24 protein-coding genes and 3 tRNA genes are annotated in these 25116 nt (G+C 61.7%); 20 read left to right on the plus strand and 7 right to left on the minus strand.

Translation table 11 applies throughout. The features are described from left to right. Positions 1–442: 442 nt before the first annotated feature. The 7 genes from OD750_RS25230 to OD750_RS25260 all read left to right on the plus strand — a co-directional run bounded on the left by OD750_RS25230 (position 443) and on the right by OD750_RS25260 (position 7188). Positions 443–1171, plus strand: coding sequence for a hypothetical protein (locus tag OD750_RS25230; protein WP_272842150.1), 729 nt, complete (start codon positions 443–445; stop codon positions 1169–1171). Continuing rightward, complete coding sequence (locus tag OD750_RS25235) at positions 1171–1725, plus strand: PIN domain-containing protein (protein ID WP_272842151.1); 555 nt, start codon at positions 1171–1173, stop codon at positions 1723–1725. The genes OD750_RS25230 and OD750_RS25235 overlap by 1 nt, the downstream gene beginning before the upstream one ends. Before the next feature lie 20 nt (positions 1726–1745). Beyond that, positions 1746–2090: a hypothetical protein gene (locus OD750_RS25240; RefSeq protein ID WP_272842152.1), complete on the plus strand. Its 345-nt coding sequence runs from the start codon at positions 1746–1748 to the stop codon at positions 2088–2090. Between the two features lie 65 nt (positions 2091–2155). Continuing rightward, on the plus strand, positions 2156–3808 hold the full coding sequence (locus tag OD750_RS25245) for a site-specific DNA-methyltransferase (protein ID WP_272842153.1): 1653 nt from the start codon (positions 2156–2158) through the stop codon (positions 3806–3808). Next, complete coding sequence (locus tag OD750_RS25250) at positions 3805–5814, plus strand: DEAD/DEAH box helicase (protein ID WP_263540559.1); 2010 nt, start codon at positions 3805–3807, stop codon at positions 5812–5814. Before OD750_RS25245 ends, OD750_RS25250 begins: the two co-directional genes overlap by 4 nt. Before the next feature lie 26 nt (positions 5815–5840). Next, on the plus strand, positions 5841–6482 hold the full coding sequence (locus OD750_RS25255; RefSeq protein ID WP_263540560.1) for a hypothetical protein: 642 nt from the start codon (positions 5841–5843) through the stop codon (positions 6480–6482). A gap of 205 nt (positions 6483–6687) precedes the next feature. Further along, positions 6688–7188: a JAB domain-containing protein gene (locus OD750_RS25260; RefSeq protein WP_263540561.1), complete on the plus strand. Its 501-nt coding sequence runs from the start codon at positions 6688–6690 to the stop codon at positions 7186–7188. A 90-nt stretch (positions 7189–7278) separates the two neighbouring features. Here the strand turns inward: OD750_RS25260 and OD750_RS25265 are convergent, their stop codons facing one another. Continuing rightward, complete coding sequence (locus tag OD750_RS25265) at positions 7279–7584, minus strand: helix-turn-helix domain-containing protein (protein ID WP_425508267.1); 306 nt, start codon at positions 7582–7584, stop codon at positions 7279–7281. A 289-nt stretch (positions 7585–7873) separates the two neighbouring features. Here OD750_RS25265 and OD750_RS25270 point away from each other — a divergent pair, with 289 nt between their 5' ends. The 4 genes from OD750_RS25270 (at position 7874) to OD750_RS25285 (ending at position 12876) form a co-directional block, all read left to right on the plus strand. Next, positions 7874–9346, plus strand: a complete 1473-nt coding sequence (locus OD750_RS25270) for an ankyrin repeat domain-containing protein (protein WP_263540563.1) — start codon at positions 7874–7876, stop codon at positions 9344–9346. 930 nt (positions 9347–10276) lie between these two features. Further along, positions 10277–10555, plus strand: coding sequence for a hypothetical protein (locus OD750_RS25275; protein WP_263543987.1), 279 nt, complete (start codon positions 10277–10279; stop codon positions 10553–10555). A 288-nt stretch (positions 10556–10843) separates the two neighbouring features. Then, positions 10844–11608 (plus strand): hypothetical protein, encoded by a 765-nt coding sequence (locus OD750_RS25280; protein ID WP_263543986.1) that lies wholly within the window; start codon positions 10844–10846, stop codon positions 11606–11608. Between the two features lie 410 nt (positions 11609–12018). After that, positions 12019–12876 (plus strand): phage integrase N-terminal domain-containing protein, encoded by an 858-nt coding sequence (locus OD750_RS25285; RefSeq protein WP_263543985.1) that lies wholly within the window; start codon positions 12019–12021, stop codon positions 12874–12876. Positions 12877–13453: 577 nt separating this feature from the next. Here the strand turns inward: OD750_RS25285 and OD750_RS25290 are convergent. Beyond that, positions 13454–14482, minus strand: a complete 1029-nt coding sequence (locus tag OD750_RS25290; protein ID WP_263543984.1) for a hypothetical protein — start codon at positions 14480–14482, stop codon at positions 13454–13456. Between the two features lie 221 nt (positions 14483–14703). Continuing rightward, positions 14704–15993 (minus strand): tyrosine-type recombinase/integrase, encoded by a 1290-nt coding sequence (locus OD750_RS25295; protein WP_263543983.1) that lies wholly within the window; start codon positions 15991–15993, stop codon positions 14704–14706. A 357-nt stretch (positions 15994–16350) separates the two neighbouring features. On the opposite strand from OD750_RS25295, the gene OD750_RS25300 reads away from it, so the two are divergent. The 3 genes from OD750_RS25300 (at position 16351) to OD750_RS25310 (ending at position 18118) form a co-directional block, all read left to right on the plus strand. Further along, positions 16351–16836, plus strand: a complete 486-nt coding sequence (locus tag OD750_RS25300; RefSeq protein WP_263543982.1) for a DUF1249 domain-containing protein — start codon at positions 16351–16353, stop codon at positions 16834–16836. Positions 16837–16897: 61 nt separating this feature from the next. Continuing rightward, positions 16898–17878 (plus strand): zinc-dependent alcohol dehydrogenase family protein, encoded by a 981-nt coding sequence (locus OD750_RS25305; RefSeq protein WP_263543981.1) that lies wholly within the window; start codon positions 16898–16900, stop codon positions 17876–17878. Positions 17879–17926: 48 nt separating this feature from the next. Next, positions 17927–18118 carry a hypothetical protein gene (locus OD750_RS25310; protein WP_263543980.1) on the plus strand — a complete coding sequence of 64 codons (192 nt, stop codon included), beginning with the start codon at positions 17927–17929 and terminating at the stop codon, positions 18116–18118. A 1-nt stretch (position 18119) separates the two neighbouring features. Here OD750_RS25310 and OD750_RS25315 read toward each other — a convergent pair. The 3 genes from OD750_RS25315 to OD750_RS25325 all read right to left on the minus strand — a co-directional run bounded on the left by OD750_RS25315 (position 18120) and on the right by OD750_RS25325 (position 18430). After that, a tRNA-Asp gene (locus OD750_RS25315) sits at positions 18120–18196 on the minus strand. Positions 18197–18247: 51 nt separating this feature from the next. Continuing rightward, positions 18248–18323 (minus strand) — tRNA-Glu (locus tag OD750_RS25320). 31 nt (positions 18324–18354) lie between these two features. Further along, positions 18355–18430: transfer RNA gene (locus tag OD750_RS25325), tRNA-Ala, on the minus strand. A gap of 141 nt (positions 18431–18571) precedes the next feature. Between OD750_RS25325 and OD750_RS25330 the strand changes: the two genes are divergently transcribed. Further along, positions 18572–20356, plus strand: a complete 1785-nt coding sequence (locus OD750_RS25330) for a cation:proton antiporter (protein ID WP_263543979.1) — start codon at positions 18572–18574, stop codon at positions 20354–20356. Here the strand turns inward: OD750_RS25330 and OD750_RS25335 are convergent. Continuing rightward, positions 20353–21258 carry a LysR family transcriptional regulator gene (locus OD750_RS25335; protein WP_263543978.1) on the minus strand — a complete coding sequence of 302 codons (906 nt, stop codon included), beginning with the start codon at positions 21256–21258 and terminating at the stop codon, positions 20353–20355. The two genes, OD750_RS25330 and OD750_RS25335, sit on opposite strands and share 4 nt — an antisense overlap. Positions 21259–21424: 166 nt before the next feature. On the opposite strand from OD750_RS25335, the gene OD750_RS25340 reads away from it, so the two are divergent. The 5 genes from OD750_RS25340 to OD750_RS25360 all read left to right on the plus strand — a co-directional run bounded on the left by OD750_RS25340 (position 21425) and on the right by OD750_RS25360 (position 25063). Then, positions 21425–22033 (plus strand): FMN-dependent NADH-azoreductase, encoded by a 609-nt coding sequence (locus tag OD750_RS25340; protein ID WP_263543977.1) that lies wholly within the window; start codon positions 21425–21427, stop codon positions 22031–22033. Positions 22034–22178: 145 nt separating this feature from the next. Continuing rightward, a complete protein-coding gene (locus OD750_RS25345; protein WP_272842154.1) occupies positions 22179–22847 on the plus strand; it encodes a c-type cytochrome in 669 nt (222 codons plus the stop codon). Further along, on the plus strand, positions 22844–24148 hold the full coding sequence (locus tag OD750_RS25350; protein WP_263543975.1) for a c-type cytochrome: 1305 nt from the start codon (positions 22844–22846) through the stop codon (positions 24146–24148). The genes OD750_RS25345 and OD750_RS25350 overlap by 4 nt, the downstream gene beginning before the upstream one ends. Before the next feature lie 16 nt (positions 24149–24164). Next, the gene (locus OD750_RS25355) at positions 24165–24473 is read left to right on the plus strand and encodes a hypothetical protein (RefSeq protein ID WP_263543974.1); all 309 of its coding nucleotides are present in this window, start codon (positions 24165–24167) and stop codon (positions 24471–24473) included. 2 nt (positions 24474–24475) lie between these two features. Beyond that, positions 24476–25063, plus strand: coding sequence for a uracil-DNA glycosylase family protein (locus OD750_RS25360; RefSeq protein ID WP_263543973.1), 588 nt, complete (start codon positions 24476–24478; stop codon positions 25061–25063). Positions 25064–25116: the final 53 nt, after the last annotated feature.

Genomic DNA, 25116 nt, shown 5'->3' on the forward strand with positions numbered 1-25116 from the left:
GGTTAAACAGACGACTACAAACGGAATCGACAGCACCTCGATCCCGGTCTCGGTCTGGTGGGAATAGAGCGGAATAACCCCTGGTATCTCCAATGCCTGGGGGCGTATGTCCCACGCGACGACGTTCAGCAAGACCAGCAGCGCAAGCGTGACCCAGGTTCGCGGGCGTTTCCACATTGCGATTTCCCCGTGGCGTGCCCCTGACAGGCGCGCGTAAAGGAAATGCCTGCCGTGAGCGGGCCAGACCTCTCACCTGCAGCGGGGTGAGAGAGGCGCGACATGAGAAAGGAGTCGGTGCGGGCAGCTACAGCCACGGCGGACGAATGCCCCGCACAGAACGAGGTGGTGCAGGCCGAAGCGGAATGTGGAAGACTTGGTTCTCGGTCGGTGCGATGCCCCGGTGCTTCTGTATAGCCCCGCCGCAGCCCCGCAAGAGACGCCCATGCTGGATGATGACCGCTACGTTTTCCGTATAGATGCCTTCACCCCCGAGACCATCCCGATGGCTCGGTTGGCGGCGTACATGGCAGAGCTGGCAGCCATGCTGGGCGAGGAGGACAACGTACACTTCGAGAAGATCACAACGGGCAGCGCCAAGCTGGCCGTGAAAGTTGAGCGGCCGGCCGTCGCCAAGGTTCGCAACAACGTCAACGAAGCCCGGATGGGTGTTCGTGGTACCAGAGGCGACCGCTACCGCAAGCTCAATGAGATGCTCCGCAGTGACAACGCAGAGGGCACGCTCAAGCTCAACAACAGCAACATCCTTGCATTTCCGGGCCGCAAGGAGCCTCGTCCTCCAAAGCTCGGGCCGTTCACTCAAGCATTCTCCCGCGACGGGCAGCTCGTGCGCATCGGAGGGAAGGACAAGACCGCGCATGCTTCCATCCAGGATGCGGATGGGCAGACGTGGAACTTTGAGGTGTCCAGGGGATTGGCGCGCGAGCTTGCGCCCCACCTATTCGAGGGGGTAATCCGTCTGACCGGTACCGTGCGCGCAACCCGGAACGATAGCGGCGAATGGTTGTACGACGCGCTGAAGGCTCACCAGTTTGAGGAGCTTAAGGCGGAGACCTTGATGGAGGCGCTCGGTCGAATACGAGCCCTGCCGGTCGCCGAGACCTGGCTGCCAGACGCATGGCAGCGGCTCGTTCAAGACAGGGATGAAGACTGATGGTCGTCGCTGATACCGCAACCCTTCTTTTCGTCCTGCAGCCTGATGCCAGTGCTCCACTCGGTGACGATGGCGAGCCCATTCCGAAGTGTCGGGAGCGTGTTGAACTGCTCCTCAACAACCTGAGTGACGCCGGGGTTCGCGTTGTCGTGCCCACCCCTGTGCTCGCCGAGCTGATGGTCAGCGTAGGGCCGGGGAAGCTTCAGCTATTGGGGGAAATTAGTCACTCCGCGGCCTTTTCCGTCGTCTCGTTCGACCAGATCGCCGCCGTCGAGTGCGCCTGCCTCAAAGATCCCACGATGAGCAGGAAGCTAGGCCCCAAGGACACCAAAGCCAAGGTGAAGTTCGACCGACAGATCCTCGCAATCGCGAAGGTGGCCGGAGCCCATACGCTGTACACGGATGACAAGAAGCTGATCGCCAGAGCGACGGCTAACGGCCTGAAGACCGTGCGGATGCAGGATCTTCCGTTGCCACCTGAGCCGCCACAAGGCCAGCTTGAGTTCACTCGGTCTGCGGCAGACGCAATAGCGACGGTAACGCCGACCACATAGGACGCGCGTCCTGGGGGTTCATGGCCTATCTGCCAGCGGCCATCAAGCACTGTTATAGCGCCATATGCATCGCCTCTAACATTTCGGCCAGCGCATGCGCGGCCGAGAACCACTCCAAGATCGAACTCATGACTCAACCCGAAAGCCCATCGAATCTCCTCGCTCGCCTAAGCCAACTGGGCGCCCCTGAACTGCGACGACTGCTCGTCGAACACCTCACCAAGCGAAAGCTGGGACTGACTTGGGAGCGCAACGCCATCGAACACGACGAGGCGTTGAATGTCGACATCGTGCTGCCTCGGTTAGTACCGGAACTAAGCCACAAACCCATGGACGCGGAGAGAGATTCATCCACCGCAACCTGATCATCGAAGGCGACAATTTCGATTCGTTGCGACTACTCAAGGCTACCCATGCCGGCCGGGTGCGGGTGATCTACATCGATCCGCCCTACAACACCGGGAACAAGGATTGGGTCTATAACGACCGTTATGTGGGCAAGACGGACCGCTGGCGGCACTCTCAATGGCTTGAGTTTCTGTATCGACGCCTAGTATTGGCGCGCGATCTGATCTCGCCTGATGGCGTTATCCTCGTGTCAATAAACGACGAGAACCGGTCCAGGCTAGAAATGTTGATGGACGAGGTATTTCCTGGTCGCCGACTTGGCAGTTTGGTTTGGCGAACCAAGGACACCGGCAACGATTTGTCGCAGCGATTCAGCCATGTTCACGAACATGTGCTTGTGTATGCGAATCCCGGCTTCAAATTCAATGGACGACCTACCGATCGCCGCAAGTTCCGCAATCCAGATGACGATGCGAGGGGCGATTGGTCGCCGCAACCACTTACAGCCAATAAGACGCTGTTTGAGAGGCCCAATGCATACTACCCAATTCAGAATCCAGAGACTGGGTATTGGTACCCGTGTGATCCAGATAGCACATGGCGATTCGCCTCTGAAAAAGCGATTCGAACGCGCCTGGAGGGCGACAAGAATGCAATTGCTGCAGCTCTAGACGGCTTGCGCAGCGATACGATCGAGATGTTGATTGAAAAGCAACTTATCTACTTCCCCCCATGCAAGCCTAGGGATGTCATGCAGTTCGATACGCGTGACGATCTCATTGCTGCCATCCGCGAAGGACGGGGACCAATCCTGCCTAAGAAAAAGACGGCTCTCCTACGTGAGAATTTGCCCGACTTAGATTTCTGGGTCGGTAAGCCAATCGCGCCAGGTCGGCCGTCGCGCAAAGAGCATTGGACAGCACGTCCAGAAGAAGAGCGACTTGCTCCCGTAAGCAGTTGGATTGCCGGTATCAATGAGGAAGTCGATGATGACGACGACTTCATTGAAGCCATTGTAACCCTGCGTAGCACGCGAGGTGGCGTGGCCACGGAAGAGGTGAAATCAATTCTTGGCGGCAAGGCCTTCCCATACCCCAAGCCATTGAGTCTATTGAGAGGACTGCTAGAGCAAGCGACAAAGAAGAACGACATCGTGCTTGATTTCTTTGCCGGGTCTGGAACGACTGGCCAAGCGCTTTTGCAGTTGAACGCTGAAGACGGGGGGCAGCGTCATTTCATTCTGTGCTCCAGCACAGAAGCGAATGACGACGAACCAACCCGGAATATCTGTCGCGACGTGTGCGCTGCCCGCATGCGTCGAGTTATTGCTGGATTCAATGGAAACGCTGGTTTCAGTGCGGAAGCGGGGGGCGAATTTGCGTACCTTCAACTCGACAAAGTTGCTCCCGCCGATCTGCTCTACGACGTTAAGGCGGAGACTGCCGCTGCGTTGCTGAGTTTGCGTCTGGCTCATGCTATACGGAATTCCCGCGGAGGACACGTCCAGTACATCGCCAGGGCAGACGATTACGACATTTTGCTATGCATGGAGATCAATGATCAGGTCGTTAAAGAATTGGCGATATGGCCGCAGCAAAATGGTGTGCAGCGTCTGGCCGTGTACTGCGACCGTCCACTTGCGCTCCAGGAAGCGCTAGAGGCGCATGGTATAGATGCCAACTGCCATAGCTTGGCCGAAGCACTGCTCAGTGGACAGGCCGGAGGCCGCGTATGAGCATTGACTTTATCGTTGCGCAGACGGCCGGCCATGAACCCATTGGCTTTCAGAAGGACATCATCAGCAACCTATCGGCGGCACTGCTCGCCCATCCCTCGCCCCCCGTCTTGCTACGCTCACCGACTGGCTCAGGCAAGACCTTCATGCTGGTTCGGGCTCTATCGAAAGTGTCGGCGGCACAAGACACCGTATGGCTATGGTTCGTCCCGTACGTAAACTTGGTCCAGCAGACCGAGGACGCCATCTTGGGTAATGCAGATGGGCAGCTGTTCCCGGTCATGCTTTCCCGAGGGCGTAACCAGGAGCCGACGAAGGGTATGGTGCTGCTATCCACGGCTGCGGGTGTAGCCAGCGCCAAGGATCGCAAGACAGGTTACTCCAGCGGAGCGGACGACGATCAACGGGCGCTTAATGAATTCGTGGAGCTGGCGCGAGCCAGGAAATTAAAGATTGGCTTGGTCGTGGACGAAGCGCATATCGGGCTGAAGACAGGCACCGAGTTTGGCGCGTTCGCCCTCTGGGTCAAGCCGGACTACTTGGTCATGGCGTCTGCGACGCCAAAAGACGCGGTGCTGGACCAGTTCATCGCGCAGGCAGGCAAGGAGGCACGCACCTCATTCGTGGTCAGCAGGGCTCAGGTTGTTGAGGCCCGGCTGAATAAGAAGTACATCGAGGCAGTGAAGTACGACCTCCAGCGGACCATCTCCACCGTCGCAGACCTCAAGCGCACGGTGCTGCGCCAGTCCTGGAAAAAACACCTGTGGCTTAAGAAATCACTGAAGGCCGCCGGGATCGATTTGGCACCGCTGCTGCTCGTGCAGGTCGCAAACGGTGACAAGACAGTCGAGGAGGCGCGCGAAGACCTGATCCGTCTGTGTCGCGTCCCCATGGGCGCGATCGGCGTCCATTCGGCCAATGAGCCCGACCCAGTGCTGATGGCTGCCATCGCCAACGATCACAGCAAGGAAGTACTGATCTTCAAACAGTCGGCCGGCACGGGGTTCGACGCTCCTCGCGCATTCGTCCTGGCGTCCACCAAGCTGGTCAACGATGCCGACTTTGCGATGCAGTTCATTGGCCGGGTCATGCGCGTGGCGCCCCAGGTGCGCGGCGCCTTCCCCAAACCCCACGAGATCCCCGACGCGCTGGATACTGCCTACGTCTACTTGGCGGATGGTGAGGCTCAGGCGGGTTTTCAGTCCGCGGTGAACACCGTGGGCGCGGTCAAGAGCCAACTTGAGGGTCAGACTGAGCAGATGGTGGTCAAGCAGACCAGGAGTGGCGCAACGGTCATCACCAACAAGGCCTCGCCCCAACTCCCGGCCTTCTACGACCACAAGTTTGAGCCTCTGGTGCCCATCGACGAGCCCGAAGAAGACGAGACGCAGCCTCGTGGGGGCACCTTCCAGCCCGGCCTGTTTGGCGATCAGCGCACCGTTGATCCTGGCACGGCAATGATGGACACCGATTGGATTGTCGAATCCACGCCTAAGTCAGGTGGTATTCCGGCGGACTTGCACGAAATCCTAGACCGCCTGAAGGATCAGGGACTCAAGGCCTATCGACTAAACACAAGGCTGCGAGCGGCTCCCGCCTTGTTCAAGCAGGAGACTCGGCCGGCAATGGCTGACATGGCCAAGGTGTCGGCACGGGTCGCCGCCGATCTCCCGCTGAACGAAGACAAGATAGATTTCGCAGTTAGGGCAGCCTACAACCTGCTGCGCGACAAAGAGATCCATACCGAGCTCACGAAAGACGAGGACAACACGCACATCGAAGAGGTCACGATCATCACTGACCGGATATCCTTGGCCAGAGAGGCGGCCGCCAGTCTAAGGAAAATCCCGCAGGTGGAAGAAGCCGATGTGCGTATCATTGTTGGAACGCTGGCAGCACGCCTGCGCGAGGATGTTGCGGTGCCCCCAGTGATGCAGCAGGTGCATCCGTTCTCGATGACAAGCAGCTCGATCGCTTGGCAAGGGATGCGGCCTGTTGGGTCGTGAGGCGGGACGCTCAGAGGATCGGTGAAATGGTGCAGGACACCATCGCAGAGTTCGCCACCGTCGGAGATGCGGCGCCATTGCCAACCCTGCTGCTGTATCCACTTAGCAAGGCGCTTAGCGGCGCTGCCAAGAACCTTTACGGGGTGATGCCGCCGCTGGATGGCACGATTACGAGCGACCGCGACAGCTTGGACATCGAAGGCCAGACAACGATGTTCAAGGATACCCTGGTATTTGCCGGCGGCACGGTATCGGTGTTTGGTATTGATGGGTCGGCTGGCGTGAACCTGGAAGAACGTGAGTTTATCCAGTCGCTGGAGCGCGACGAACATGTCGTGTGGTGGCACCGAAACCCTCCCAAAAAGCCATGGTCCGTGCGCCTGGTGCGAAGCGAGCACCGCAACTACTTCTATCCCGACTTCATCGTGTGCTTGGAATACCCCTTAGGGCAGGAACCAGAAACGCGCATGGTGGAAACCAAGGAGAGCACCAAGGATGCCAGCCGTAAGGCACAGCGCACGGCGAAAATCTACGGCAAGGTTTTATTCGTCACACGGGAAGACACGCGCCTTCGAATCGTTAACGATGATGGCAGCCTTGGCGATGAGTTCGACTGGGTCGATCTCACACCAGCATGGAGGTGGATGGCAGCAAATAGTGTGAACTGAGTCGATATAGCTCTCATTTTTCGGAATGGTTCGCGCCCCCGCCCAGCAGCGTCAGTAACTGGAAATTTCGGGGTAACCGCAAGTTTCCCTTTGCCGGCTGCGTCATCCACTGTTACACCTATCCACGGTTGTATTCCGTTTATTCCGCACCATCCCGGCGCGGGGTGTCATCAGACGCCCCGCAAGCCGGGGCAGGAGCGCGACAATGTTTGAAGCTGACACGGACGATTTTCGGCGACGCATCCTCTTCCCCAGCGAGTTCGAGGCGGACTACGAAGAACGGGTGTTGCAGGAAGCTCGAGCGATCGTCCAGCGGCGATTCTCGGGTATGGACGTCCTGGCATTGCCAAGGACAGCGCGGGAGTATTTGGCCATTCGTCTGGCAAGCTACAGCGAAGAAGTGTTCGCTTGCCTGTTCATGACGACCCGCCACCAGGTCATCGCATTCGAGATCCTGTTCCGGGGCACGTTAACCGGCTGCAGCGTGCACGAGAGAGTCGTCGCCAAGCGTGCATTGGCCAACAATGCCGCTGCCGTCATCCTTGTGCACAATCATCCAAGCGGTATCGCCGAACCGTCCGAGGCGGACGTGGCGATTACCGGGAAGGTTCGGGAGGCGTTGAACCTTATGGAGGTTCGCCTGATCGATCACTTCGTGATTGGCGGCAACGCTGCCGTCAGCATGGCCGAGCGAGGACTCATCTAGAGATTGCGGTAACAACAGGGCACGCCAAGGCGTGCCCTGTCGTCATTTTGACGGAAGCCGAAGCAACAACGCGCCCTTCTCGTTCCGACGCTACTCTCGCCGGATTAGTTCCAGGAGGGCGCCGCGTTTGCGCGCTGGGAGACGGCGATAGCGAGCCAGCAAGGCACGCTCATCCGGGTTGCGGGCAACAGAGGCAGCGTCTGTGTCCGTGGTGTCCTTCGACACGCCCGTTTCGGCGGCGGCCGGCGCATCGCATATCAGCTCATCCAACGAGCGGCCGAGTGCTTGACGCAGTGCTTCAAGAAGCCTGAAGCCGGGCGTCTCGCGCCCGTTCTCCCAGGCCGAGACCGACGATTTGGTGACGCCCAGCTCGAAGCCGAGCTGCTCCTGCGTCATGCCGGCTGCCGTCCGTGCCTCCCTCAGCCGATCTCCAAACCGCTTCATGCCACACCCTGCGCGACCTGCCTGCCCGAAAGGTATGGAACTTCCGCACTGCTGTCGTTCGGCATAGCTTGACACTGAGGTACGGCTAAACAAGACTTCGCTGGGGCGGAAGGGCCGAACCGGACGGCCCGGCCAATGGCGCTGAGGCGCGCGGCCCTCATCGGCACTGCTGCCGTTACAGACCGCCGGCGCGACCGCGCCATCGAGCGGCTGTCCGATATCCGACGAACTGAGAGGGCATATGAAGATCTTCAGCGTCCTGGGCGTCTTGGCTCTGGCGGCATCAGCTGCCAGTTGCTCGAAAGGCGGTGATCAGACAACAAGTCCGGCCGCCGTCAGCGAGGCGTCGAAAGCAACGGCCGACAAGGAAAAACCGGACGAGGGGCGATCAACGATCGAACAGTTCTACGCGCACCGCGCGAAGGGCGACTACGCCGCCGCATACGAAATGATGATCCCGGCTTACAAGGCCCTTCGCGGCAAGGAGTCCTGGATAGCCGCAATGAAGGAATTCGAGGCTGCAGCAGGGGGATTTAAGCGTGCCGATATTCAATCCTGGAGCCCGGAAAACGGGATCATGGTTGAGTACGGGAACCTGACTGCTCATGAACTCTTGTGGGTGTCCTTGAGCGCGCCGTATCGAATCACCGGCCTTGCCATTATGGAACCGGAAGCGACCGCTGGCAGCCAAGGTAAACAGGCATCCGAAAGCCGGGGCGAGCGCATCACCGACCCTGCCACTGAGATGACGTTCAACGGCGTGGCCGAAAGCATTGCGAACAATCACCCGAAAGACCTTCTGAACCGAATCGAGTTCGAGCGGCGCATGGGCAACAGAACGCCCTGGCATCTCTTGGCCGGGCCGCGCCAAATGACGCTGCTGCACTTCGCGGCACTCCAGGGAGCGACCGACAGTGCGTCCGAGCTCATCGGCCTCGGCACACCAGTCGATGTACTCGCTGAGCATGACTCGACGCCGTTGTTCCTTGCGGCCTGTGCGGGACGCTTGGAAACGGTCAAGTTGTTGGTGAGTCGCGGCGCCGACGTAGCCCGGCCCAACGACTTGGCGCTGAAGCCGCAGGATTGCGCCAAGGCGCAAGGAAAGCTCGATGTTGCTTCGTGGCTGGAGGCGCAGTCGGCGGGCATTGCAAAGTCACCGTTCGAGCCGTTGCGGCGGTTGGACGCGATTGCCAAGGCTAAGTACGACAAGCTGTGTGCAGACGCATCGGAAGCGATGCGCTCGACGCCCAATCACCCCCAGACCGTATCTTTGATGAAACAGCTGATTGATGAGGGTCTCTTTACGCCCGCTAGCAGTTGCTTCGTCATCGAGGAGGGGCCGCCAGATACTGCCCTGCACCAGATGAACGCGACGATTCGTGGCGAGCGAGGCCGGGGCAAAATCAACGGCAACGCCCTTGCGATCGCCGCCGCAGTCGGAAGTATCGAGGTTGTACGACACGCCGTCGAACATGGTTTTGACCCTGGTACTGGCGTCTACGCCTACACAAACATGCAAGGCCGGCGCGGGATTGGGCCGGCGATACTGCTTGCCGCCCAAAACGGCCATGGGGAAGTCGTGAGGTTACTCATCGAAAAGGGAGCTGACGTCAACGGCATCGATACCGGCTCGATGCGCCAGATCATCGACTACGCCGAAGACCCGGCCATTCGACGCATGCTGCTCGACGCCGCAGCAGGCAAGAAGGAGTGAGCGTATTGACCGGTCGTCTTAGAGGCCGTCACTGGCGGCGATAGCTGACAGTGACGGCCAGCCCTCAGCTACGCCAGCCGCCGCTTTCCCAGGACACGGAACAATGCCAACCCCGTGACCACCGGCGTCATCACGGATGCTTCTGGAGCATGCTTGTCACGCTATAACGGGCCAGCTCGTCACGCTGTCACATTCTGCTCAATTGGGCGCTTGGAGCTGCGCGGCTCGCTCTGTCTCAAGTCGTGACACTCGCATGAGACATGGTGAATGCCGGGCAGAAAGTCAGAAATTTCGTAGACAACGGCGCGCTGTTTTCCGAACCGGGCATTCCCTTTGGCCTCTGGAAACAGACGGTCATGCGTGAGGCGGCAAGCCCGAATGTACATTCTATGTCCATCCTCCATTCAGCTTCGCGAACAGCTTCTTGACACGATTGGTTCAGTATGCCATGCTGGAACCAAGCATCAAAGTTGTAATGTTTTTTTAACCCGTGGTCGGTAGCAAGAAGCTACCAGCGCTTTGAGACGCTCATTCGCTGTCGAAAGTCAGCTAGTGGGTTTCTTCGGATCGCCCCGCCTAGTGACGGTTTAACCACCACTTGTGGAGCGTGTATGAACAACGATTCTTCTGAATTTCAAGTGGTCGAGAGCAAAGTCATTCAATCCGACGAACCTCTTGTACCGACAATTGAAGTAGTGGATTCCATCGATTGTGTCTCAGAATGTGTTTGGGAGCATGAGTTGAATAGCTCAAATGATATTGATCAAGAGCCGGCTCCCTGACTGCGGGATAATTCGGACGGTGCGCACCATCGTCGCATATTGTGGGAGATTGCCGTTGGCAAATACCACCAATTTCACCCAACGGCCCGGCCCCGCTGATGCGAGTGCCGGGCCTTTTCATTCTAGAAACGTAGCCCTGGAGGTCCCCATGAGCACCGCTGCGAACCTGAAAAACAGGGTCGTTCTGGAGCTTTCTGATAGCCGAATTTTGGCTCTTGAGGAAGCACAGAGGAAGCTCGATTTGTCTACTCGAAAAGAACTTTTCAATTACGCGGTTGGCTTACTTGAATGGGCAATTAAGCAGCGTGAACTCGGCCGCGTAATTATGGTGGGTGAGCATGACTCAAAGACCTACATCGAAATGTCTATGCCCGCCCTTGACAGAATTATTCCTGTTAGTAAAAATCCGCCAGACTCAGCCGCTTAATATTTTTTCTTATGCTTTCGACCCAGAGGTCCGTTAAAAAACGGACCTCTTTTTTTATAGGGGCAGGAACATGGATCTACAAACTAACCCCGGTGCCACGGCAGATCGAAGAGCGAAAGTTATCGCATGGGCGTGGCTGCTTGTGCCGTTCTTCTATTGGTTTTTGTTGGCCATTAGCGAATGGCCTTTCCTTATGACTAGACTCGACCTGACCTTTTTTTCAACAGTCAGATTGGCCACTACATAACGGAGTTCATGTCAAAGGCGTGGCTTGTTGGAGCGATTGCATTGACCATCGAGATTCCCTTGCATCATCATGCTCGCTTCTCCTTCAATCAGCAAGTTGGCGGGTCGATAGCTGACACAGCCAAAGACGCCATAACTCGTTTTAGTGATAGCGCAGCCGATAAAATCGTTAAAGCTGTGGTTCCAGATACAGCTATCGAGGCCCTGAAAGGCCTTCATGCTTTGTATCACCTAGATGTTGAACACGTCGCCGAAATCGGCCTCTCTCTAGATGGGGAAGCGGCCACAGCCACCACCATAGAAAAGATTGCAATTGAAAACCTAGACAAGCTTAAGCCGCTAACTCTCCAGTATGCCCAACCCATTGATGGCGTAGCGACCTCAATAAACGAGATTGGAGTCCCCGATGGTGATGACGAATCTCCAGTCAATGTTGACATGACGGCTGGTGGCCGCTCAAATATCAAGTCCGTCCATCCGAATTATGTGGGCAACCTTCCTCTTACTATTAGGTTCTCGCCAAAATTTCTTACGAGGAAGTTTACTTTTATTATAACGCTACCCGCTGACGTAGACGCACGATGCGTTGCGCCGCCTCCGTACTTGCCGGTGCCGTCGAATCGAGACGAGAACGATCCGCTGCTCGCACCGCATGGATTGGCGAAGAGAACGATTAAGTTCGAGATTCCGCTCGTGCCTCATACGCTGATTTCAATCGTATTCGAGCGCGTTGGGGTAACCATGCCATTGGAAAAAGAAGAAATTCCAATTGCCACCGCAATTGTGGACACTCCGACCGAGGAATAAGCGTCAAAAATCGATCAAGTCGTCGCTAAACGATACCTCCCCTGATTCTCTCGATTGGCTGCTGCTCAGCTGTAATAAACATGCGCGAACTATCACCTTTGCGCAGTTGCGGACTTCGCTTCAACACGGTATTTCATTGGTACTTTAGTTTTGCCGTTTCACATCCCATCGGAGGTCTACCAGGACACAATATCGGGCCGCATCGGCGGCAGGCGTTGCACACCTGGACGTGCAGAGCTACTACGTAATATCCAGAAAAACGACTCGCGCAGTGCCTACAGGCACGGCGGTTGTTGCCTCGTCAGAGGCATAGAAACTGCCCTTGCGCCCCTTCGGGGCGGCGGTCAGGCCCAAGAGGCTTGTCCCCGGCATCAACACTAAACAGAAAGGGCCACCTCGTGGCCACGTGTTTGAAGTTCGAGCTGACCAAGCTGTGCCGACGAAACCGGGATGGCAGCAAGGCGACGCAAGCCGGCCGCTTGCAGATGCTGCGCCAGGTCGCGGATGAATTGAAGGCTTTGGGGTTCGGGCGGATGGGCGCACGGTCGCTGAAGCCCAAGCACGTCGATGCCCTGGTGCATCAATGGCAGATCGAAGGTCTTGCCGCTGGCACACGCAAGAACCGCATGGCGACCCTGCGCTGGTGGGCTGAAAGGGTCGGCAAGCCAGCCGTCATCGCCCGCGATAATGCCGTCTATGGCATTGAGGCTCGCGAGTTCGTCGCCAAGGGCTCAAAGGCTATCGAGGCAACGCGGGATGCCCTCGCCAGTGTCGAAGACACCCATATCCGCCTCGCACTACGTCTACAGGCCGCTTTCGGCCTACGTCGCGAAGAGGCACTGAAATTCCGTGTCGTCTACGCCGACCAGGGCGACCATATCCGGCTGCGTGGAAGCTGGTGCAAGGGCGGTCGCGCCCGCACTGTACCTGTGCGGACGCCGAGGCAACGTGCACTGCTAGCCGAAACGCAGCGCGTTGTTGGCGATGGATCGCTAATTCCCTCGCATCTGCGCTACGTCGACCAGCTCCAGCGGTTCAAATTCGCAACTAGCAAGGCCGGGATCTCCAAGACCCACGGCTTGCGACATCACTATGCGCAGTGGCGGTATCGCAACCTGACGGGCTGGAACGCACCAGCAGCCGGGGGGCCGGGCGTGCGGCAGCTTTCGCCCGAACAACGCGTCGTCGATCGGCGCGCACGCTTGCAAATCTCCGCCGAACTCGGCCACGGCCGCGAACAAATCACCACTGTATACCTGGGGCGGTAAGGCGATGGCTCGGAAGTCATACCGCAGCTACGGGCAGGCCGGCGATGTCGGCCCCTTCGCAGCCACCGTCGCCGCCCTGTGCATCGGCTTGGCTTTCGCCTCACCCTTGCTGCTCGCGGCTGTGGGGTTCATACGCCTGTGGCAATGGTTTGCGGGTTAGGAAATGAAGTGGAGCCCGAGCTTGATAGAACTTCGCTGGAACTGCCGACGCAGTATGACAACAGATTGCGCCAGGTGCGGAAGGGCACTTGGCACACGGAAGAATATACCTGCGCCCTCAGGATACTTGCGGCTGCCTCAGCGTCGCATTGACAACTATCGACCTTGACGCGCTGGACTACGACTAGCTGCCGCCGACCGCCGCTATGAAGTGGCTATCCGCATCCTAGTTCTTTTTGTCCAGAAGGAATTGCGCCAAAACCATCGTCTTCTATATGAAAAACGGCTGCCTCGCTGCCCGGGGCCTCCGGCCAGCGTTCTTTCACCAAGGGGCGCAGTTGAATCGGACTATCGACCTTGACGCGCTGGACTACGACTAGCTGCCGCCGACCGCCGCTATGAAGTGGCTATCCGCATCCTAGTTCTTTTGTCCAGAAGGAATTGCGCCAAAACCATCGTCTTCTGTATGAAAAACGGCTGCCTCGCTGCCCGGGGCCTCCGGCCAGCGTTCTTTCACCAAGGGGCGCAGTTGAATCGGAATAGACACCTCATGATCTCCAGTGTGGATCATGTAGTCGCGGAGGTTGGGCAAGGGAACTCTGCTTCGGTCATCTATAGACCATGTGACCATGAAGCCCACAGGAAAATACTTCAAGCACGAAAACAGAATCGGCTTAGTGCGGAAAAAGTCGGGTTGTAAGCTCGCGAGTCGCAACTGCACCTGTGTTCGGTGCGGATAAGCCCAGACGTATACGTCGATCTCATCAGGTATCGGTTCAGCTGGATCCAGAAAGTACCTAGACGCTACCTGCCATATCGGAGAATGGGGGCGTCGTGCAACGCCGATGGCTAGCAGGTGGCCTACTACTGCTCTTACCAAACGTCCGGGGTTGGCAGGTATTTGAACTGTTGTGGGCAGCGCGAGCGATGATTTAAGGGTCTCTGAAACTGCATTTGAAAAACGAATCAGCTCTTTGTCGTAGCGTCGGCCAAGTAGGTCGTTATTACATTTTGCACAAAGAGTTCGAAAGTGAACGCCTCCCGGCATGTAGCGTCGATTGCGGTTTTTACGGATAGGCCCTGCGCCCAACAGCTCAACAATCCGCATGAGTTCAACCTGCTTAACTAACAACGTACCCTTGGGAGGAACGTGATCCTCAGTGAGTGGCCCGAACTCGTCGCAAATATTGCAGTGACCGACCCGTGCCCCCCTCGTGTTGACTCGGCCGCGCATATCTTGCATTTCGTTACCCGCTCGCAAATATGGCTCCGACAAGCCTAGCTTAAAATTGGCATCGACGTCGGCACCGCAGCCCCGGCCAGCAGGGGGCGTCACTTCAATAGCTCCGTCTTGGCCAGAGACAACCCCTCCTTTTTCTCTCTGAATCGTCGTCAACTGTCTGATAGAGCCGAAAGTATTGAACGCGCCGAGGCTCGGCGCATACATCCTCCGAGAACCCGACAAGTACAATCAAGAGCAGTCGATTCTTCTGCGCCAGCGGCGCAATCGACTTAGAAGAAGTGGCGCAGAAACGCACCGAGTCTCGGTGCGTTAAGCCCTCTGCGCCCCCTGCAGCCTCCGATGACAACATGCGCCAGCGGCGCGCATCGGCGGCAGCAGAAGGAAGATCGCCAGCGCGCCGAAGCTCGGCGCGCTCTATTGCCGATCTAGTGCTTTGTCTTGCTGCGGGTAGCCGTACGCTGGCGCGCGCCAGCGGCACCCGCTGCCTTGGCGTCGCCTTCCTTGTCGGCGTCGGTTCGCTCGACAGGCTCCCAGCCGCCCATGCCCATCAACACGCGGTCGGCGTGTTTCACGGTGTTTACGTGGCCGTAGTGGTCTTCAATCATCTTGACCGATGTGCCCATCTGTTCGGCGAGGAAATATACGTCCACCCCTTCGCTAAGGCGGAACGTCGCATAGGTATGGCGGAAGCAGTAGGTTGAGCGTGGAACGCCGTTCGTGCCATCACGAAGGCCCGCTTCAACCAAGACGCTCTCAATCATGTTCTTGTAGATAGTCGTTGCCGGTTTGCCGGTGATCGTGGTGAACACCCGGTTGTCCGGCTCAGCCGCCTTGGAAAGGGCGCGGATGCGTTCGAGGTAGTCGAGCACGCTCTTCGGTGCGACAAGGTTCCGGGACTTGCCCTTGCCCTGAACGAACAGCACGACAATCTCGCGGCCTTCACGGTCCTTCGCGGGTTTGACGTCGCGCCAGCGCAGGTTCTTCGCCTCTGACGGCCTCATGCCGGTATTGCACATGATCAGAATGAAGTTGTAGGCGACTGTGCGATACCAAGTGCTCGATGGCTTGCTCGCCTTGGCGACCCAAGCCCGGCCTACCGTATGCAGTTTCCGGTACTCCTCAAGCGTGAACTCGTCGCGCCGCATGGTCTTGAGCTTCGGCTTCTTCTCGAAGCTCAGGTTTGCCGGGACGTAACGCTTCTTGATGGCAAACGTCATGACCCCGAGGAACACGGACATTTCAAAGCGGATCGTGGAGTCGCTGATGCGCTTGTCGCGGAGGCGGCCAACGCCGTTCTCGCGACGCCAGCCGGGATAATTCTCCCAGGTTTCCTGGCCAATCAGGTGAATTTGCGTCGACCCAACATAGGCTTGCAGCGGCCGGTCGATCACTGTGCGTAGCTTGCGAGGGCGGTCTTTACTGATCTCACCACGCAAAGCCTTCACTTCCTGCTCCGCCAGGAACTCTTTAGCGACAGCCGAAAACGGTCGGTTGAACACGGGAACGCCATGCTTGAGGCTAAACCTCACCTCGGAATAGTGCTCCATCGCCTTGTCGCGCGCGGCTTCAATGCTCTCGGTTCTAAGGGAAAAGATCTTGTAGCGATCTTCCTTCGGGAGCTTCACCCGGCAGTACCACTTCCGGTGCTGCACATCCGAGCGGCGGAAGATCACGAGGCCCGAGTGAACCTCCTGTTTGTCGATGACGAAGGCCATTTGTTCCCCTTTCTGTGCAGATTCCGTGCAGAGCGGCGTCGTAAGTTCTTGATCGGCCGTTGCTGTGTTGGACTTGTGTAGGGGATTGTAGCAGAAAAATACGTTTAAAAATAACTATTTAGGATTAGTGCGTCATCCCAGCGAAAGCTGGAATCCAGCTTTTCGGGCCTGAAGGCAACGGCTGGATCCCAGCTTTCGCTGGGATGACGGCTTCGTAGAAGATCGACGGCTTCGTCGGGAATTGCGGGAGGCGGAAAAAAATCGCCCGGCGCGAGAACGAATGGGCCTCCATCGTACCAGTCCCATGCCCGCCCGTGCAGTCTGGTCGTGAAATACCCCGCTGCTATGATCGGCCGCATGACGACCGCTTTCGAACGCCCGCTGCACCTGCTTGCGCCGACCCGCTTCGCCTACCTCATGGGCCTGTACGCGGAGAACTATCAACGCCTCGTGCGGCTGTTCAGGCCGCACCGCCTCGCGCCCGGCACGTATCTTTCCTCGATCGACGACGGCCTCGACGTGCGGCTCGACCTGATCGAGCAGCATCGCTACACCGTCGAGCTGCGCCTGAACTACTGCATGACCGATCCCGACACCGGCGAGCTGTCGCCGTCGGCGTGGCTGCGCCTGTACCAGGATGCGCACCTGGCCGAGGCCACGCACTGCCACCCGGGGCGCCACCTCATCGACGTGCTCGGCCCGTATCCGCCGACCCAGACCGTGTTCGCGCACCGCCTGCAGATGAATACGTTCCTGACGCGCTGGCTCGAATATCTCGGCGAGCAGGGACATTCGGTCGGCACCTTGCGGCGCGTGCATTCGGATCTGCGCGCCAACGCCTGAGCCTTGTTTCGCGCCGGCGCGCCCCCAAAGGCTTGATTCACCTTCGCTTGGGGGAGTACCGATGAAACGCGCGCAATACGCAGAACGCGGCCCGGTGCCGCAGGACGTGGTCGAAGCCGTCGATGCCGAACTGCCGCCGCCCGGGCCCGGGCAGGCGCTCGTCGCGGTGCTCGCGGCGCCGATCAATCCTTCGGACCTGCTGCAGCTGACCGGTCAATACGGCATCCTGCCGCCGCTGCCGGCGACGCCCGGCAACGAAGGCGTCGGGCGCGTCCTCGCGCTCGGTCCCCATGTGGAAAATGTGCACGTCGGCCAGGTCGTGCTGTTGCCGGCGGGATCGGGCACGTGGACGACGCAGATGATCGCCGACGCGGCGAGCCTTTTGCCGCTGCCGTCCGAGGCCGATCCGCGGCAGCTGTCGATGCTCACGGTCAATCCGCCGACGGCGTGGCTGCTGCTCACCGAAATCGTCGATCTCGAACCCGGCGACTGGGTCATCCAGAACGCCGCGAATTCCGCGGTCGGCGGCTATCTCGTGCAGATCGCGAAGCACCGCGGACTCAAGCTCATCAACGTCGTGCGGCGCGAATCGGCGGTAGCGGCGGTGAAGGAGCTCGGCGCCGAATACGTGCTCGTCGACGGCGAAGACCTGCCCAGGCGCGTCAAGGAAATCACCGGCGGCGCGAAGGTCGCGCTCGGCATCGACGCGGTCGGCGGCGCCGCGACCGAGCGTCTCGCGCACTGCGTCGGCCGCGGCGCGACGGTCGTCAACTACGGCGCGATGAGCGGCGAGGCGTGCCATGCGTCGCCGGCGGACATCATCTTCCGCGACGTTCGCCTGCGCGGATTCTGGGTCAGCGCGTGGTACGGCGCGGCGACGCCGCAGCGCAAGATCGAAGTGCTCGGCAAGATCGCGCAGCTGATCGCGAGCGGCGAGCTGTCGGCGAAAGTGCAGGCGACCTATCCGATCGAACGGATCAAGGAAGCGGTTGCCGCCGCGGCGGCGGGCGAGCGCGACGGCAAGATATTGCTGGTGCCTTGAGGGATTGCGCAAACCCGGCTTGCGCCGGGTTTGCGGATAAAGCGAGAAGTGCAGAAAGAGACAAAGTTTTTCGGTTCGGGATACGGAAAACAAAAAGCCCGCCTTGCGGCGGGCTTCGACATACCGGATAAAAAAACCCGCCTTGCGGCGGGCTTCGACGTACCGGATAAAGAAAAAGCCCGCCTTGCGGCGGGCTTCAACGTACCGGATAAAAAAACCCGCCTTGCGGCGGGTTTCTAATTGGCGGAGTGGACGGGACTCGAACCCGCGACCCTCGGCGTGACAGGCCGATATTCTAACCGACTGAACTACCACTCCATGAAACGTTGCTCCGTCTTTCACTCAGAGCGGCTGCTGTGCAGCTTTATTTGGCGTCCCCACGGGGATTCGAACCCCGGTCGCTACCGTGAAAGGGTAATGTCCTAGGCCTCTAGACGATGGGGACGTTGAACCTCTTTATACTTGTTCGTTGATCTTGGTGGAGCCAGTCGGGATCGAACCGACGACCTCTACAATGCCATTGTAGCGCTCTCCCAGCTGAGCTATGGCCCCCTCGCGAGAGAGGCGGAATTCTAGGGAGGGCATACGAGGTCGTCAATACCTTTCGCGAAATATTTTTGACATCACGCGCCGCGGCCGGCCGCGCGAGCGATGTGCTTGTGCGTTTCACCGCGCGCACGCTATTAACGTGTCATGCACGGCATCGGATTCCTCCAGGACCTCGCGGTCATCATGGTCGTCGCGGGTCTGACGACCATCGTTTTCCATCGGCTGCGTCAGCCGGTGGTGCTCGGCTACATCCTCGCGGGCGTGCTGATCGGCCCGCACACGCCGCCTTTCGCGCTGATCACGAACGAGGAAACGATCAAGAGCATCGCCGATCTCGGCGTCGTGCTGCTGATGTTCTCGCTGGGCCTCGAATTCAGCCTGCGGCGGCTGCGCGAAGTCGGCGTCGCCGCGCTCGTGGCGACCGGCGTCGAAGTGATGCTGATGCTGTGGATCGGCTACGAACTCGGACGCTGGTTCGGCTGGCGCACGATGGACGCGCTGTTTCTCGGCTCGCTGATGGCCATCTCGTCGACGATGCTCGTCCTGCGCAGCATCGAGGACGCGCGGCGCCAGCGCGAACGCTTCGCGCGCCTGACCATCGGCATTCTGCTCGTCGAAGACGTGTTCGCGATCGTGCTGATCGCGGTGCTGTCGGGCATCGCGATCAGCGGCGCGATCGAACCGGGCCACGCGCTCGCGACGATCGGCAAGCTGAGTCTCTTCATCGTGGTCGGCCTCGTTCTGGGATTGCTGCTGCTGCCGCGCCTCGTCGATCACGTCGCGTCGTTCGGGCGTTCGGAGATGCTGCTCGTCACATCGCTCGGCATCTGTTTCGGCGTCAGCCTGCTCGCGGCCGAAACCGGCTTTTCGGTCGCGCTCGGCGCGTTCATTGGCGGCGCGATCGTCGCCGAGGCGAAGTCGGCGCGCCGCGTGGAGAAACTGATCGAACCGCTGCGCGACATGTTCGGCGCGCTGTTCTTCGTCGCGATCGGCCTCCTGATCGATCCGCGCATGCTCGTCGACTACGCGGTGCCGGTGATCCTCGTCGCGCTCGCGGTGATCGTCGGCAAGACGCTCGCCTGCACGTTCGGCGGCGTCATCGCCGGCAACGACGGCCACACGTCGCTGCGCGCGGGGCTCGGGCTCGCGCAGATCGGCGAGTTCTCGTTCGTCATCGCGGCGCTGGGCGTTTCCACCGGCGTGACGAGCGAATTTCTCTATCCGATCGCCGTGGCCGCGTCGGTGCTCACCGCGTTCGTCACGCCGTACCTGTCGCGCGCGTCCGACCGCATCGCCGACGGCGTGCGCGCGGCGATGCCGGGCAAGGTCAACGCGCTGATGAGCGCCTACGCGAACTGGATCGCGGGCCTGAAGCCCGTCGAGGAGAACGCGGCGATCGCCGCGATGCTGCGCCGCCTCGTCGTGCATATCGTCATCAACATGGCGCTCGTCGCGGCGGTGTTTCTCGGCGCCGCGTGGCTCAAGCCGCGCATCCTCGTCTGGCTGCCGCAATGGGCCGCGAGCGAAACGCTGCGCAGGAGCCTCTTGTGGTCGGCCGCGCTCGTCGTGTCGATGCCGATGCTGATCGCGGCCTATCGCAAGGCCGACGCGCTCGGCATGGTGCTCGCCGAACTCGGCATCCGCGAAGGCGCGGCCGGCGCGCGCACTTACGCGCTGCGGCGCGTGCTGGGCAAGATGATTCCGCTCGCGATGCTGGTGATTCTCGCGCTGCTCGTGATGGCGCTCGGTTCGGCGATCCTGCCGTCGGCCGGCGTGCTGATACTCCTGCTCGCCGGCGCGCTCGCGCTCGCGGCGTTCCTGTGGCGCAGCTTCGTGCAGGTGCACGCGCGGCTGCAGACGACGCTGCGCGACGTCATGGATCCGTCAGGCAAGCCCGAGTCGCACCAGATCACCGACCACGGACACTAGCCTCGCGTGCACGCCCCGTCACGCACGAACCGCGCGGTGACGAAATCGACCAGCGCGCCGATCGCCGGCGACAGCTGGCGGCGGCTCGGATACACCGCGTAGACGCCGCCGACCGTGCGGCGATATTCCGGCATGACGTGCACGAGCCGTCCGGTTTCGAGATCGCGCTCGACGAGCATCGTCGGCACCAGCGCGATGCCGAGGCCCGCGCGCGCGCCGGCGGCGAGCGCGCGGGCCGCGTTCGCGGCGAAACGGCCGGCGACGCGCACCTCCTCGGTGCCGTGCGGCCCGTCGAGCCGCCATGTCGTACGGGTGCCGCCGGTCGGCATATTGATGCAGTCGTGCGCGGCGAGATCGGCGACGCGCACCGGCGTGCCGCGCGCGGCGAGATACGCCGGGCTCGCGACGAGCACCTTCTGCGCGTCGGCGAGCTTGCGCGCGACGAGGCTCGAATCGGGCATCGCGCCGGCGCGGAACGCGAGGTCGTAGCCTTCGCCGACGAGATCCACCGGGTCGTCGTCGAGCTTGAATTCGAGCGACAGGCGCGGATACGGCGCGAGGAATTCGGCGATGAAGTCGGGCGAGAAGTGCTCGAGGAAGTCGGCCGGCGCCGCGACGCGCAGCGTGCCGCGCGGTTCGTGGCTCGATTCGGCGAGATCGCGCCGCGCGAGTTCGATTTCCTCGACGCCGGCCGCGCTGCGGTCGAAAAACTCGCGGCCCGCCGTCGTCAGCGACAGCTTGCGCGTCGAGCGCTGCAACAGGCGCGTGCCGAGTTCCGATTCGAGCTGCTGCACGCGCCGGCTGACCGTATTGGACGGCAACCCGAGCCGCCGCGCCGCGCCGGCGAAACTGCCCGCGCGCACGGTGTGGACGAAAACCGCGACGCCGTTGAGATCGATCATCGATTGCTGCCATTCATGGACGACTGAAATCCGATTCTTCCAGCTACCGCCGCAATCGGCCAGTGCCTATCTTGGCGGCACACCGCCTCGGCGCCGGCGCCATGGCTTTCTTCGAACCCCACCGGCCGCGTTTCGCGCGGCACGGTTTCCATTGCCCGAGGATTCCATGAGCACTTTGCTGCATATCGATTCGAGCGCGCGCCGCACCGGTTCCGTGTCGCGCCGCCTGACCGCGCGCTTCGTCGAGGAATGGCGCCGCCGCCATCCGGACGGCCGCGTGATCGAGCGCGATCTTGCGCTCGACGCGCCGCCGCACGTCGACGAGGCGATCATCGGCGCGTACTTCACGCCGGACGACGCGCGCAGCGACGCGCAGCGCGCGACGCTCGCGCAGTCCGACGCGCTCGTCGACGAACTGCTCGCCGCCGACACGATCGTGATCGGCGCGCCGATGTACAACTTCGCGCTGCCGTCGTCGCTCAAGGCCTGGATCGATCACGTCGTGCGCGTCGGCCGCACGTTTTCCTACGGCGCCGGCGGCCCGCAGGGTCTCGTCCGGGGCAAGCGCGTCGTGGTGATCCTGTCGCGCGGCGGCGTGTACTCCGACGGACCCGCGCAGGCGATGGATTTCCAGACCGGCTACCTGCGCGGCGTGCTCGGATTCATCGGCATCGCCGACGTGGAATTCGTCGCGGCCGAAGGCGTCGCGCATGGCGAAGAGAATGCGCGCGAGGCGATCGCGAAGGCGGAGGATCAACTGCTGGCCGCAGCGTGACGGGCCTGCGGCAAGTCGACGCAGAAAGGTTGAGCATGGCGCCGCGCCCACTACCATGGCGGGCATGCCAGACAAGAATCGTCGAGCCATGCCGCCAGTTTCGCGTTGGTCGTTTGCCGGTTTCGCCTTCGCCGTCGCAGTGCTTTTGCCGGCAGCCAAGGCGCGCGCCGACGACGACATGATCGAACGCCTCGCCGCGTGCGCCGCCTGCCACGGCGCGCGCGGCGAAGGCGCGCCCGGTGCCGAGTACTACCCGCATCTGGCCGGCAAGCCCGCCGGCTACCTGCTCGAACAATTGCAGGGTTTTCGCGACGGGCGCCGCCAGAGCCCGCAGATGACGTGGCTCGTGCAGTTCATGGACGACGCGTGGATGCGGGAAATCGCCGCGTTCTACGCCGCGCAGCCGCCGCGCACGCGCGCCGCCGATACCGGCGCCGCCGCGTTGACCGCCGACCTGCGCGCGCGCGCCGAAACGCTCGTGCGCGACGGCGACAAGGCCGCCGGCGTGCCCGCCTGCGCCGCGTGCCACGGCGCCGATCTCGCGGGCGTCGAGCCCGGCGTACCGGCGCTCGTCGGCCTGCCGGCCGACTACGTCATCGCGCAGCTCGGCGGCTGGCGCGAAGGCGTGCGCCGCGGCGTCGCGCCCGACTGCATGGCCGACGTCGCGAACAAACTGACGCCCGATCACATCCGCGCGGTGGCCGTCTGGCTGTCGCAGCAGTCGCACGACGACGGCCGGCGTCCGGCACCCGCCGGCAGCGTGGTATCGCCGGTGGCCTGCGGCGGCCTTGCGCACGCGGCGGTGACGCCGTGAGCCGCGCGTCGCGCTGGATCACGCGCGCGTTCGTCGCGACGCCGTTCGTACTGCTCGCGCTCGCCGTCGGCGGCGCGCTGTTCGGCCTGCAGGGCGGCTTCGCGCCGTACGCGGTGCCGCCGGCCGGAACCGGCGGCGAACGCGTCGACGCCGACGCCGCGACGATCGCGCGCGGCGAATACCTCGCGCGCCTCGGCAACTGCGCGACGTGCCACACGACGCGCGGCGGCACGCCGCTCGCCGGCGGGCGCGCGTTCGTCACCGACTACGGCACGATCCACAGCACGAACCTGACGCCCGATGTCGCGACCGGCCTCGGCGAATGGTCGCGCGACGAATTCCGCCACGCGATGCGCCACGGCGTCAGCCGGCATGGCGTGCTTTATCCCGTTTTTCCGTATGCGAACTTTGCCGCATTGACCGACGTCGACCTCGACGCGCTGTTCGCGTACCTGCGCTCGCTCGCGCCGGCGGTCGCCGCGGCGCCGCCGAACCGCCTCGAGTTTCCCGCGAGCTGGCGCGGCGCGCTCGTCGGCTGGCGCATGCTGACGTACCGGCCCGCGCCGTTCGCGGACGATCCGAAGCAGTCGCCGCAGTGGAACCGCGGCCGTTATCTCGTCGACGGTCTCGGCCACTGCGCGATGTGTCACGGCGAACGCGGCATGCTCGGCTCGCTGCCGCGCGAGGGCTATCTTGCCGGCGGACGCATTCCGGGCCTCGGCTGGTATGCGCCGCCGCTCGACGAGCGCCAGCTCGCGCGCTTCGACGTCGAACAGCTCGCCGGCTATCTGCGCTCGGGCGTATCCGAACGCGGCGCCGCGTACGGGCCGATGGCCGAAGTGGTGTATTCGAGCCTGAAGCACCTGACCGACGCCGACGCGACCGCGATGGCGACGTATCTCAAATCGATCCCGGCGCATCCGCTGCCGCGCGCGAACACGCTCGCCGCGCCGCTCGGCGCGACCGCCGCCGGCAACGGCCGCCGGCTGTACGAGGAACACTGCGCCGACTGCCACGGCCGCGACGGCCGCGGGCGCGGCCTCGACCATCCGCCGCTCGACCGCGCGGTGTCGCTGACGGCGCCCGATCCGATCAATGCCGTGCGCATCGTGCTGTACGGCGCGGTGCCGCCGACGACCGCACGGAACCCGCGACCGCATTCGATGCCGCCGTTCGCGCAGAAGCTCGCCAGCGCCGACATCGCCGCGGTCGTGAGCTACGCGCGCGCCGCCTGGGGCAGCCAGCCGATTCCGGTATCCTCCGACGACGTGCAGCGGCTGCACGGCATCGTCCTCGATTGAATGACCGCGTAAACTCATGAACGCCGACGTCTCGATCAGCCTTGCTTTCATCCTGTTCTTTCCGTGGTTCGCGATCTTGGGCGGCCTGTTCGCGTTCTTTCCGCGCACGCCGCGCGGACCGGCGCGGCGCGTGTTCGACGTCGCCACGCTCGCCGCGGCGGCGGCGCTGTCGATCTGGGCGATGCGCTGGGGCTACCTCAACGCCGACGCGAACGCCGGCAACATGTGGAAACAAATACTCGCGACGTTGACCGCCTACGGCATGTTTCTCGCGGTGCTCGCGATCGCGCTGCCGCTGCGGCGTCTGCTGCTGAAAAAGGCGTAGCGATGGCGGCCGGCGCGGGCGACTGGCGACGCGCGCTGGCCGAGGCCCGCGCGTGCACGCACTGCGCGTCCGTGCTGCCGCTCGAACCGAAGCCGATCCTGCAGGTCGATCCGCACGCGCGCATCCTCATCGCGGGACAAGCGCCGGGCCGGCGCGCGCACGATGCCGGCATTCCGTTCGACGATGCGAGCGGCGATCGCCTGCGCGCCTGGCTCGGCGTCGATCGCGACACGTTCTACGACGCGCGGCGCATCGCGATCGTGCCGATGGGCCTGTGCTTTCCCGGCACCGCGAAAGGCGGCGACCTGCCGCCGCTCGCCGCGTGCGCGCCGCTGTGGCGCACGCGATTGCTGAATCTGATGCCGGAGATTCAACTGACGCTCGTGATCGGCCGCTACGCGCAGGCGTGGCATCTGCCCGAAGCCGGCGACGTGACCGCCGCGGTGACCGGCTGGCGCGCGCACTGGCCGGCCGTCGTGCCGCTGCCGCATCCGAGTCCGCGCAACCAGGCGTGGCTCAAGCGCAATCCGTGGTTCGCGGCCGACCTCCTGCCGCGATTGCGCGAACGCGTCGCCGAGCTCGTCGGCTGACGCGATTGCCGCTTTCGCCGCGATGCTGCGTAACCGGTCGCATCACAGGCGGA

The organism is Tahibacter soli, assembly GCF_025717065.2.
Classification (GTDB): domain Bacteria; phylum Pseudomonadota; class Gammaproteobacteria; order Xanthomonadales; family Rhodanobacteraceae; genus Tahibacter; species Tahibacter soli.

Bases quoted from the DNA above. Each gene is read 5' to 3' on its own strand.
- OD750_RS25230 (WP_272842150.1), top strand. From the start codon at position 443: ATGCTGGATGATGACCGCTACGTTTTCCGTATAGATGCCTTCACCCCC.
- OD750_RS25235 (WP_272842151.1), top strand. From the start codon at position 1,171: ATGGTCGTCGCTGATACCGCAACCCTTCTTTTCGTCCTGCAGCCTGAT.
- OD750_RS25240 (WP_272842152.1), top strand. From the start codon at position 1,746: ATGGCCTATCTGCCAGCGGCCATCAAGCACTGTTATAGCGCCATATGC.
- OD750_RS25250 (WP_263540559.1), top strand. From the start codon at position 3,805: ATGAGCATTGACTTTATCGTTGCGCAGACGGCCGGCCATGAACCCATT.
- OD750_RS25255 (WP_263540560.1), top strand. From the start codon at position 5,841: ATGGTGCAGGACACCATCGCAGAGTTCGCCACCGTCGGAGATGCGGCG.
- OD750_RS25260 (WP_263540561.1), top strand. From the start codon at position 6,688: ATGTTTGAAGCTGACACGGACGATTTTCGGCGACGCATCCTCTTCCCC.
- OD750_RS25265 (WP_425508267.1), bottom strand. From the start codon at position 7,584: ATGACGCAGGAGCAGCTCGGCTTCGAGCTGGGCGTCACCAAATCGTCG.
- OD750_RS25270 (WP_263540563.1), top strand. From the start codon at position 7,874: ATGAAGATCTTCAGCGTCCTGGGCGTCTTGGCTCTGGCGGCATCAGCT.
- OD750_RS25275 (WP_263543987.1), top strand. From the start codon at position 10,277: ATGAGCACCGCTGCGAACCTGAAAAACAGGGTCGTTCTGGAGCTTTCT.
- OD750_RS25290 (WP_263543984.1), bottom strand. From the start codon at position 14,482: ATGTATGCGCCGAGCCTCGGCGCGTTCAATACTTTCGGCTCTATCAGA.
- OD750_RS25295 (WP_263543983.1), bottom strand. From the start codon at position 15,993: ATGGCCTTCGTCATCGACAAACAGGAGGTTCACTCGGGCCTCGTGATC.
- OD750_RS25300 (WP_263543982.1), top strand. From the start codon at position 16,351: ATGACGACCGCTTTCGAACGCCCGCTGCACCTGCTTGCGCCGACCCGC.
- OD750_RS25305 (WP_263543981.1), top strand. From the start codon at position 16,898: ATGAAACGCGCGCAATACGCAGAACGCGGCCCGGTGCCGCAGGACGTG.
- OD750_RS25330 (WP_263543979.1), top strand. From the start codon at position 18,572: ATGCACGGCATCGGATTCCTCCAGGACCTCGCGGTCATCATGGTCGTC.
- OD750_RS25335 (WP_263543978.1), bottom strand. From the start codon at position 21,258: ATGATCGATCTCAACGGCGTCGCGGTTTTCGTCCACACCGTGCGCGCG.
- OD750_RS25340 (WP_263543977.1), top strand. From the start codon at position 21,425: ATGAGCACTTTGCTGCATATCGATTCGAGCGCGCGCCGCACCGGTTCC.
- OD750_RS25355 (WP_263543974.1), top strand. From the start codon at position 24,165: ATGAACGCCGACGTCTCGATCAGCCTTGCTTTCATCCTGTTCTTTCCG.
- OD750_RS25360 (WP_263543973.1), top strand. From the start codon at position 24,476: ATGGCGGCCGGCGCGGGCGACTGGCGACGCGCGCTGGCCGAGGCCCGC.